This window comes from uncultured Sphingomonas sp., assembly GCF_937859915.1.
GTDB lineage: Bacteria > Pseudomonadota > Alphaproteobacteria > Sphingomonadales > Sphingomonadaceae > Solisphingomonas.
In genome coordinates, this window is sequence record NZ_CALMAW010000013.1 from 1 (window position 1) to 9954 (window position 9954).

Annotated in this window: 9 protein-coding genes; 3 read left to right on the forward strand and 6 right to left on the reverse strand. The window is 67.9% G+C overall.

The window, feature by feature from the left end; all coding sequences use genetic code 11:
• The 5 genes from Q0326_RS02010 to Q0326_RS02030 form a co-directional block, all read right to left on the reverse strand.
• On the reverse strand, positions 1 to 1202 hold a 1202-nt coding region (locus tag Q0326_RS02010; RefSeq protein WP_298686543.1), incomplete at its 3' end, for a UDP-glucose/GDP-mannose dehydrogenase family protein.
• 72 nt (positions 1203 to 1274) lie between these two features.
• Positions 1275 to 2435 carry a hypothetical protein gene (locus Q0326_RS02015; protein WP_298686545.1) on the reverse strand — a complete coding sequence of 387 codons (1161 nt, stop codon included), beginning with the start codon at positions 2433 to 2435 and terminating at the stop codon, positions 1275 to 1277.
• Positions 2436 to 2990: 555 nt separating this feature from the next.
• A complete protein-coding gene (locus tag Q0326_RS02020) occupies positions 2991 to 3767 on the reverse strand; it encodes a metallophosphoesterase (protein ID WP_298686546.1) in 777 nt (258 codons plus the stop codon).
• 39 nt (positions 3768 to 3806) lie between these two features.
• Positions 3807 to 4175 (reverse strand): GntR family transcriptional regulator, encoded by a 369-nt coding sequence (locus Q0326_RS02025; RefSeq protein WP_298686548.1) that lies wholly within the window; start codon positions 4173 to 4175, stop codon positions 3807 to 3809.
• Positions 4176 to 4216: 41 nt separating this feature from the next.
• Complete coding sequence (locus Q0326_RS02030) at positions 4217 to 4795, reverse strand: nitroreductase (RefSeq protein WP_298686558.1); 579 nt, start codon at positions 4793 to 4795, stop codon at positions 4217 to 4219.
• A 155-nt stretch (positions 4796 to 4950) separates the two neighbouring features.
• Between Q0326_RS02030 and Q0326_RS02035 the strand changes: the two genes are divergently transcribed.
• Positions 4951 to 6741, forward strand: a complete 1791-nt coding sequence (locus Q0326_RS02035) for an oligopeptide:H+ symporter (RefSeq protein ID WP_298686550.1) — start codon at positions 4951 to 4953, stop codon at positions 6739 to 6741.
• 3 nt (positions 6742 to 6744) lie between these two features.
• Here the strand turns inward: Q0326_RS02035 and Q0326_RS02040 are convergent, their stop codons facing one another.
• Positions 6745 to 7689: an L-threonylcarbamoyladenylate synthase gene (locus tag Q0326_RS02040; protein WP_298686552.1), complete on the reverse strand. Its 945-nt coding sequence runs from the start codon at positions 7687 to 7689 to the stop codon at positions 6745 to 6747.
• A gap of 96 nt (positions 7690 to 7785) precedes the next feature.
• Here Q0326_RS02040 and glmM point away from each other — a divergent pair, with 96 nt between their 5' ends.
• The gene (gene glmM / locus Q0326_RS02045) at positions 7786 to 9123 is read left to right on the forward strand and encodes a phosphoglucosamine mutase (RefSeq protein WP_298686554.1); all 1338 of its coding nucleotides are present in this window, start codon (positions 7786 to 7788) and stop codon (positions 9121 to 9123) included.
• Positions 9120 to 9887 carry a bifunctional hydroxymethylpyrimidine kinase/phosphomethylpyrimidine kinase gene (gene thiD, locus Q0326_RS02050; RefSeq protein WP_298686556.1) on the forward strand — a complete coding sequence of 256 codons (768 nt, stop codon included), beginning with the start codon at positions 9120 to 9122 and terminating at the stop codon, positions 9885 to 9887. Before glmM ends, thiD begins: the two co-directional genes overlap by 4 nt.
• The last annotated feature ends 67 nt before the right edge of the window (positions 9888 to 9954 follow it).

The window sequence follows — 9954 nt, forward strand, 5'->3', positions numbered from 1 at the left end:
ATCCGCGACAGGTTGAGCGCGCGGAACGCATCCCATTCGGTGACGATCACCAGCGCGTCGGCGCCATCCGCGACCGCATAGGGGTCGTCGAGGAAGTCGACATCGTTGAGCACCAGCCTGGCCTGTTCGACGCCTTCGGGATCGGCGGCGCGGATGCGGGCGCCGGCGTCCTGCAGCGTCTGGATCACCGAGATGGCGGGCGAATCGCGCATGTCGTCGGTATTGGGCTTGAAGGTGAGGCCGAGCACGCCGATCGTCCGCCCGCGCACCTCGCCGCCCATCGCCTTGATCACCTTGCGCCCCATCGCGCGCTTGCGCGCGTCGTTGGCAGCGATCGTCGCCTCGACGATGCGCAGCGGCGATTCATGATCGTCGGCGGTCTTGAGCAACGCGAGCGTGTCCTTGGGAAAACAGGAGCCGCCATAGCCGGGGCCGGCATGGAGGAACTTGCGCCCGATGCGGTTGTCCATGCCGATCCCGCGCGAGACCTCCTGGACGTCGGCGCCGACCGCTTCGCACAGATCCGCGATCTCGTTGATGAAGGTGATCTTGGTGGCGAGGAAGGCGTTGGCGGCATATTTGATCAGCTCGGCGGTCCGCCGGCCGGTGAACAGGATCGGCGAGGACTGGTTGAGCGACAGCGGCCGGTAGATCGCGCGTAGCACGGCGCGCATCGACTCGTCGTCTGTGCCGATGACGACGCGGTCGGGGCGCTTGAAGTCATCGATCGCGGCGCCTTCGCGCAGGAATTCGGGATTGGAGGCGACGCTGATGCGCTTGGCCGGCGCGACCTCGGCGACGATCCGCTCGATCTCGTCACCGGTCCCGACCGGGACGGTCGACTTGGTGATCAGCACCGCGGGTCCATCGAGCGCGTCGGCGACCTCGCGGACCGCGGCGAAGACGTAGCTCAGGTCGGCATGGCCGTCGCCGCGGCGCGAGGGCGTGCCGACCGCGATGAACACCGCCTCGGCGCCGTGCACGCCAGCGGCCAGATCGGTGGTGAAGGACAGGCGGCCCGCCTTGACGTTGGTGGCGACGAGCGCGTCGAGCCCAGGCTCGTAGATCGGCATGACGCCGCGCTCGAGCGCCGCGATCTTGGCGGGATCCTTGTCGACGCAGACGACCTCATGGCCGAAGTCCGAAAAGCATGCGCCCGAGACCAGCCCGACATAGCCCGTTCCGATCATCGTGATGCGCATGCTGCTCTCCTGCGGCCGATCCCGTCGCGCGCTGCTAGCCGATTGCGAGCGACAGGCAAGAGTGGTCGTCGATCAGCGCCCCAGCATGAGCTTGGCGAATAATGTCAGGCTGTGAGGGGCCCGGCCATAAGCTGCGTCGAGCCGGTCCGACTTGGCGTAGGCACTGGCAGCGAAGCCCAGCGCCACCGCGCTGCTGTGGGGCAGGGGCAGCGTGTAGGCATAGCCCGTGGTGAATTTGGAGACGCGGAACGGCACGCCGAGCAGCGGCGGCGTCAGTCCAAGCTCCGCATCGCGTTCGAAAAGCTCGTCATTACGGACGTTTTCGACGCGGCCGAACACGGCGTGGCGGTGGGTGAGCGCGTAGGTCGCCTCGGCCAGCCACGCCGGCAGCACCGATCCCGGCACGATGGTCTTGCGCGAATAGGCGGCTGTCGCGTCTAGCCCATGCGCCGAATAGCTCAGGCTGGCGATCAGCCTATGCTCATCGGCCGACGGATCGAGCGCCTCGGGGCTGTGGAGTTGGCCATAGCTGACCTCGCCGCTCCACGCCGGTGTGGGATTCCAGGTTGCGCGGACGGCCCAGCTATCGAGCCGCGGCGTCTCGATATTATAGCGGTTCTCGTCGGGCTCGCGCCCCTTGAAGGCGCTCGCCTCGAACTGCCAATGCGGGGTCGCATAGCCGGCGGTGACGACGCCCCAGCTGATATGCGTCGAATCAAACCAGTGATGCGTGATCGGTGCCTCGGGGTCGAACCGCGCCGATCCGCGGTGCATGAACGCCGATGGGCCGAGCGCCGGTTCGCCGGGCAACCCCGCATAGAGGAAGACATGCGAGTCGCGCCCCATCGCCGTGTCGATCCGGCCCGACATCTCCATGAACAGGTCGTGGGGGTGCTGGCGATCGACCAGCGCGATGCCGTGTGCGGTCTCGCCGGTTGCGAACAGGTCGGGATAGCCGCGTTCACCCATCAGCGGATCGAGCGACATCATAGATCGCAGCGTCAGGTCGACGCCGTCGCCGACCGACCGCGCTGCCTCGAGCATCGCCATCGACTGGACGAAGGCCTCGCGGGCGCCGCGCGGACCACCCTGGTCGGTCCAACTGCCCCAGGCATAGCCGTGGACCATGAGCATCCAGTCGCCCGCGGCGATATGAAGCCCCTGCATCCGGTCGTTGCCTGGAAGTCGCGATGTGCCCGAACCGGCAGTCGACAGGGCGCCATCCTCGGGCATCGACATGTCCATTGGCATCGGGGTCGTCGGCCTCGCGGTCGCGGGCGACGATGCGGGAGGTCGCGTGGCTGCGGGTGCAGACGTGCCGGGGGGCGACGCCGGCGCCGCGCTCGGCATGTCCATGCCGGGCATGGCCTGGGCCAGGACGGCATACGGCGTGGACGCGAGCAATGCGGCCCCGAACAGGGATCGTATCATCTTGGGCTCCGGATCGAAGGGTTGGGCGCAGGGCGGACGCCCTACGTGCTCAGCCCGCGGTCCGAGGCGGTGGCGGATCGAAGCCAGGACGATAGGCGCTGGGCGCTGCGATCCGGCGGGCAAGCGCAGGCGCTGTGCGCCGCTCTGGCCAGGGCGCGTCGATCATGCTCGGGTTCGGCTCGAGCGCGCAGCCGATACAGCCACGATCGCCGCACTGGCTATCGTGACCCTGCGACGGCGGGCAGGCCGCACAGGGCGACGAGGGCTGGTGGTTTGCCCGCACCGCGGCCGGCAGCAGCTGCGCGAACGTCAAGCCGACAAGGCAGATCAGGACAAGCCGCAACATGCGCTCTTCGGCTATCCGCTCGGCAAGTCGACGGCAAGCGGCGCGTCCATCGTCGATAGCATCCAGCGATCCGCGCCGTCCAAGCCCAGCGCCGTCAATCGACCGGTTGCATAAGCGCCCGTATCAATGCCGATCCGGTTCGATTGCATCGCGACGGTCTCGCTGATCGAGTGACCGTGGACGATCATCGCCCCATGGCGGCGCCGGCTGTCGAGAAAGGGCTCGCGAATCCAGAGCCGATCCTCGCGGCTCTGCCGGTCGAGCGGGACGCCGGGCCGGATCCCGGCATGGACGAAATAATAGTCGCCGATCCTGACGCTTGGAAGCATGGCGGCGATCCACCCGAGGTCCGCGAGCGGGACCGTCGCGCAAGCGGACTCAAGGATCTCGTCGAGCGTCCCCTCCGCGATCAGTCGGGCATCGACCCCCCAGTCGGCCAGCGTCTGCCGGCCGCCGAAGCGCAGCCAGTTTTCGAGTGCGTCGCGCCTGCCGGCCAACGCATCGAGCATGATCGCCTCATGGTTTCCCATGATCGCGATCGTTTCGGCCCACGCGACGCCGCGACGGACCCGATCGACCACGCCGCGCGGATCGGGGCCGCGGTCGATCAGATCCCCCAGCATGACGAGCGTGACCGAGGCTGCCGGCCGCCCGGCATTGTCGCGCTCGATCGCGCCGAGTAGCAGATCAAGCAGGTCGAGCCGGCCGTGGACGTCGCCGATCGCATAGACACGGCAGCCGGCAGGCACCTGCGGCGGCGGTCGAGAGGCAAGGAACGACTCAAACATCCGCTCGATCATAGCCACTCCGGGCCCTGTTTGCCGAGACTATGTTAGATGCGGTGCGGACCCGTGATCGGCAAGATCGTGAAGGTCCTTCAGGTGCAGGCCGAGCCGCCGCATCTGCAACCGAAAGCGCGGCCATTCATGATCGAGGAAGTCCTGCCGCGCGATTGCATGAAGCCGCGTCGAGGCGCCGTCGGCGACGAACATGCCGACGCCGCGACGGACGACGACGAGGCCGTCATCCTGGAAGGTCTGGTAGGCTTTCGCGACGGTCAGCGGATTGGCGCCATGCTCGGCGGCAAGCGCCCGCACTGACGGTAGGGGATCGCCGTCGCGGTAGCGACCCTCGAGGATAGCCTCGGCGATCACATCACGCAGGCGGATATATACGGGGCGATCGTCACTGACCATGCGCTGTAGTGTAGTAACACAGCATGGCGCGCACAAGGGCGTTACCCCCGCCAGTCGGATATTATGGTCTCGAAGTCGGGACGCGGTCGTTCGTCCAGGGTGCGGCTGGGCGTGCCTAGAAAAAGGAAGCCGGCTATCCGGCCATCGGCATGGCCGAGTGCTTCGGCGACCCCCGGGGCATAGCTTGCCCAGCCCGTCAGCCAGCTGCCGACCAAACCCTCGGCATGCGTCGCGGCGAGCAGCGCCATGCAGGCTGCGCCCGCCGACAATTCCTGCTCCCATAGCGGGATGTGGCTGTCGGTATTGGGCGTCGAGACGACGACGACCAGGCTTGGCGCTTGGTGCGCGAATTGGGCGACCGCGTCGAGTTCGAGCCGCCCGGCATCGGCCTTGCCGGCGAGATAGGCGCGTTCGAGCAGCGCGGCGAACGCGTCGCGCTCGCTGGAGCCGATCACGACGAAGCGCCACGGCGCAAGCTTGCCGTGGTCGGGCACGCGCATCGCGCTTGTCAGGATGCGGCGGAGTTGCGCGGCATCGGGCCCGGGTGCGACCATGTCGCGCGGCTTGCCGGAGCGGCGGGTGGCGAGCAGGGCCGCCGGCGACGAAAGATCGTTGAGCATGACGACCCCGCTATCAGCCCCGAGCGTCTGCGCCAACGGGAGTTCGCCAGAGCGTGAACGCATCTGCCTCTTGGCAACGGCGCCGCCGCCGCTAGTCTGCGCACCATCCTGCCGTGCGCCTCGCCGTCGGCGCTTCTCCTTATGCCGGAGCCTGCATGGCCTCTCCCAATGCCGACGCGACGTTCGAGCCGATGACCCCGCATGTCAGTCGCAGCGACGGTCAGACATGGCTCGGGCATCCGCGCCAGCTGGCGCGGCTGTTCTCGGTCGAGGCATGGGAGCGGTTCGGCTTCTATGGCCTGCGTGCCCTGCTGGTGTTGTATCTGACCAACCATTTCCTGCTGTCGGACCATGAATCGAACGGGATCGTCGGCGGTTATCTCAGCCTGGCCTATCTCACCCCGGTCGTCGGCGGCTGGGTGGCGGACCGCTATCTCGGCTCGAAGCGCTCGGTGAAGTTCGGTGCGATCATGATGTCGCTCGGCTATCTGCTGCTCTGCTTTGGCGGTCAGCCGGCCAAGCCCCTGGCCACTTTCGACGGACAGAGCCACGCCGTCCACGACGTCGCCACCGGCGGGACCACGCACCAATATATCGACGGTGCCGACGGCAAGCCGCTGCTGATCCACGGGCTCGCCGACGGATCCGTACAGCTCGTCGCCACCGGTGGCGCGGTCACGCGGACGCTGGCGCCCGGCGCGCTCGTCTCGGGTGCCGACAGGCCAAAATTCTACGTCGGGCTGATGCTGCTGGGATTGAGCATCGTCGCGGTTGGCAACGGGCTGTTCAAGCCGAACATCTCGACCGTCGTCGGCACGCTTTATCCGCGCGGCGATCCGCGGCGCGACGCCGGCTTCACGATCTTCTACTGGGGAATCAACCTCGGCTCGATGGGCAGCCAGACCCTGTGCCCGCTGTTCGTCAGCGCGTTTGGCTGGTGGGCGGGATTCCTGCTCGTCGCCGTCGGGATGGCGTTCGCCTATGTGCTGATGCGCTTCGACGGCGGCCGGCTCGACGGCTATGGCGAGCCGCCGGTCTCAGACGGCAAGGACCGGGCGCCCTGGGTCTATGCGATCGCGCTCGCGGTGGTGCCGCTCGTCTTCCTCGTGCTGCTCAACGTGATGGACGCGCCCGAGGCCACGGGCAGCGGCGTGATCGGCTATCTTGCTGCGCTGCCCTTCCTCGGCAAGGTGCTGATGGCCACCTTCGCGGCCGCGGTGATCGGCATCCCGATCTGGTCGTACCGCGTCGGCACGCGGGTCGAGGCGCAGATGATGCTCGCCGCGGTCGTGCTCGTCGTGTTCAACGTCGCCTTCTGGACATTGTTCGAGCAGGCTGCCTCGTCGCTGACGCTATTCGCGGATCGCAGCACCACGCTGGAGCTGTTCGGCATTCCGATCTCGGCGGCGCAGACTCAGAATTTCAATTCGATCACGATCGTGATCTTCGCGCCGATCATGAGCTGGGTCTGGACCGCGCTCGCGCGAAAGGGATGGGAGCCTTCGATCCCGGTCAAGTTCGGGCTGGCGCTGGTGCTGGTCGGCCTCGGTTTCGTGTTGCTCGCGAGCAGCGGCCATTTTGCGGCAGGTCCCGTGTTCCGCGTGTCGCTGTGGTGGCTGGTCGCGACCTACTTCCTCCATTCGATCGCTGAGCTGCTGATCTCGCCGGTGGGCCTGTCGATGATCACCAAGCTGTCGATTGCGCGCGTCGTCGGCCTGATGATGGGGGTCTGGTTCCTGTCGATGTCGGTCGCCGAATATCTGGCCGGCGCGATCGCACAGGCCGCCTCGGTGCAAACCGTGGGCGGGCAGGTGACCAATGCCGAGCTCGGCCTGCGCACCTATCTGTCGAGCTTTCAGACCGGCGGCATCTCGACGATCGTCGTCGGCCTCGTGCTGCTCGCGCTGACCCCGGTGATCAAACGGCTGATGCACGGGGTGCGGTAAGCACTAGTCGGGCGGCGTCGCGGCGCGGCGCAGCCGATCCTCGATTGCCAGGCCCAGCCCCCGGTTCGGGATCGGCGCGACCGCGATCGCCGCGGCGCCTGACGCATCGGCGCGGTGCAGCGCATCGAACAGCCGCGCCGCCGCCTCGACCAGATCGCCGGTGGCCGACAGCGTGTCGTCGCCGGCGATGCTGCCGAAGCCGATCAACCATTCGCCGGCGCGACGATCGGTTGCCGCGAGGCGGAGCGGCTTGCCGGGCGCATAGTGGCTCGCAAGCTGGCCGGGCGCCTCGATCGCGTCGCCATAGTGGGTCGAGACCCGGATCCCTGCGGCCCGCTCGATCGCATCGGGGGTGATCGGACCTGGCCGCAGCAAGCGCAGCTTTCCATCCGTCACCGCGACGATCGTCGATTCGAGCCCATGGCGGGTCGCGCCACCGTCGAGAATCAGCGGCACGCGATCATCGAGCGAGGCGACGACATGCGCGGCGGTCGTCGGGCTGAGGCGCCCGCTGGCATTGGCCGATGGCGCGGCGAGCGGGCGCCCGGAGGCGGCGATCAGCGCCTGCATCGCGGCACCGGCGGGAACGCGGATCGCGACGGTGCCGAGACCCGCCGTGGCAAGCGTCGCGACGGCCGAGCCGGGCCGCGCGGGCAAGACCAGTGTCAGCGGGCCCGGCCAGAATGCGTCGGCAAGCTGCATCGCGACCGGTGACAGCTCGGCAAGTCGTGCCGCGTCCGCGGCGCTGGCGACGTGCACGATCAGCGGATTGAATGACGGCCGGCCCTTGGCGGCATAGATCCGCGCCACCGCCGCGCCCGAGGTGGCGTCGGCTGCGAGGCCGTATACCGTCTCGGTGGGCACCGCGACACACTGACCGGCACGGATCAACGTCGCCGCGCGTTCGATCGCGGCATCGTCGACGGCAAGGATGTCGGGCGTGGTCATGCCCCGCGCTACCGCCTCGGGGCCAAGGTCGCAACGATCACGGGCTAGCGGTTGGGGTCGCGACGGGCGTAAGAGACGAGGGACGAAGGAGCATTCATGGCGCGCACATATTTCGGGACCGACGGCATCCGCGGACGGACCAACGAGCCGCCGATGACGGCGGAGCTCGCGATGCGGGTGGGGCAGGCGGCCGGCGCGCATTTCATGCGCGGCGATCATCGTCACCGCGTGGTGATCGGCAAGGATACGCGACTGTCCGGCTATATGATGGAATCGGCGCTGGTCGCCGGGTTCACCTCGGTCGGCATGGACGTGATCCAGGTCGGTCCGCTGCCGACGCCGGCGGTCGCGATGCTGACCAAGGCGATGCGCGCCGACATCGGCGTGATGATCTCGGCCAGCCACAACCCGTATCAGGATAACGGGATCAAGCTGTTCGGGCCCGACGGCTTCAAGCTGTCGGATACCGACGAGGCCGCGATCGAGGCGATGCTCGACAAGCCGCCGCGGCTCGCGGCCGCCGAGGGCATCGGACGGGCGCAGCGGATCGAGGACGCGCGCGGCCGCTACATCCACGCCGTCAAATCCTCGTTTCCCGAGCATCTTCGCCTCGATGGCCTGCGCATCGTCGTCGATTGCGCGCATGGCGCGGCCTATGTCGTGGCGCCGATGGCGTTGTGGGAGCTCGGCGCCGACCTGATCACGATCGGCGTCAAGCCCGACGGCACCAATGTCAACGACGGCGTCGGCTCGACTGCGCCCGAGGCGCTGCAGAAGAAGGTGCTCGAGACGCGCGCCGACATCGGCATCGCGCTCGACGGCGACGCCGACCGGCTGATCATCGTCGACGAGCGCGGCCGGATCGTCGACGGCGACCAGATCATGGCGCTGATCGCAACCAGCTGGCAACGTCGCGGTCTGCTCAAGGGCGACGGCATCGTCGCCACGGTGATGTCGAACCTCGGCCTCGAACGCTATCTGTCGGCGGCCGGCCTGACGCTGTTCCGTACCGCCGTCGGCGACCGCTATGTGCTCGAGGCGATGCGCCGCGACGGCTTCAACGTCGGCGGCGAGCAGTCCGGCCATCTCATCCTGTCGGACTATGCGACGACGGGCGACGGGCTGATGGCGGCGTTGCAGGTGCTTGCCGAGCTCGTCGTGAGCCGCAAGCCCGCCTCCGAGCTGCTGCGCTGCTTCGAGCCGCTGCCGCAGAAGCTGCAGAATGTCCGCTTCAAGGCCGGCGCGCCGCTCGAGACCGAGGGCGTCAAGGTCGCGATCGCCGCCGCCGAGTCGCAGCTTGCCGGTACCGGGCGTCTGGTGATCCGCAAGTCGGGGACCGAGCCGCTGATCCGCGTGATGGCGGAGGGCGAGGATCCGCGTCTCGTCCAGCAGGTTGTCGACGATGTCTGCGAGGCGGTGAGACGCGCGGCGTGACGCTGCCGCGGATACTCGTGATCGCCGGCTCGGATTCGGGCGGCGGCGCGGGCATCCAGGCCGACATCAAGACGGTGATGGCGATGGGTGGCTATGCCACGACCGCGATCACCGCGATCACGGCGCAAAACACGCTTGGCGTGACCGACGCCATGGTGCTCGATCCCGCGCTGGTCATCGCGCAGATCGATGCGGTTTTGTCGGATATCGGTGCCGATGCCGTCAAGATCGGCATGTTGGGCTCGCCAGCGATCGCGGAGGCCGTCGCCGACCGGCTGTCATGCGACGACATGCGCGTCCCGGTCGTGTTCGATCCGGTGATGGTCGCGACCAGCGGGGCGACGCTTGCCGATTCCGCAACCATTGCCGCGTTCGAGCGGCTGATGCGGCTTGCCACACTGGTCACGCCCAACCTTCCCGAGCTCGCGCTGCTCTCCCCCGACGGCGCCGCGGCGCTTGCGGATCGGCTTGGTAGCGCGGTGCTGGCGAAGGGCGGTCATGGTAATGAGCCGTTGCTGGTCGATCGGCTGGTCGAGGCCGACGGTAGCACGCGATCGTGGAGCGATCCGCGGATCGCCACGCAGCACAGCCATGGGACAGGCTGTACCTTGGCAAGCGCGATCGCGGTCGGCCTCGCGCGCGGCGAACCCTTGGGAGATGCGATCGCCACCGCGCGCCGATTCGTACGCTTGGCCATCGCACGGGCACCGCGATTGGGTCGGGGCAACGGCCCGCTCGATCATCTCGTCGGTCTGTCCCTTTAAGGAACAGTCGATACTAGGGAAACTCTGAGCAAGTCGGCCTTGCAGCGGGATTGATGTTGTGATTCTC

Excerpts from the sequence above, each read along its gene's own strand:
- Q0326_RS02015 (WP_298686545.1), bottom strand. The coding sequence starts at position 2,435 with ATGCCCGAGGATGGCGCCCTGTCGACTGCCGGTTCGGGCACATCGCGA.
- Q0326_RS02020 (WP_298686546.1), bottom strand. The coding sequence starts at position 3,767 with ATGTTTGAGTCGTTCCTTGCCTCTCGACCGCCGCCGCAGGTGCCTGCC.
- Q0326_RS02025 (WP_298686548.1), bottom strand. The coding sequence starts at position 4,175 with ATGGTCAGTGACGATCGCCCCGTATATATCCGCCTGCGTGATGTGATC.
- Q0326_RS02030 (WP_298686558.1), bottom strand. The coding sequence starts at position 4,795 with ATGCTCAACGATCTTTCGTCGCCGGCGGCCCTGCTCGCCACCCGCCGC.
- Q0326_RS02035 (WP_298686550.1), top strand. The coding sequence starts at position 4,951 with ATGGCCTCTCCCAATGCCGACGCGACGTTCGAGCCGATGACCCCGCAT.
- Q0326_RS02040 (WP_298686552.1), bottom strand. The coding sequence starts at position 7,689 with ATGACCACGCCCGACATCCTTGCCGTCGACGATGCCGCGATCGAACGC.
- glmM (WP_298686554.1), top strand. The coding sequence starts at position 7,786 with ATGGCGCGCACATATTTCGGGACCGACGGCATCCGCGGACGGACCAAC.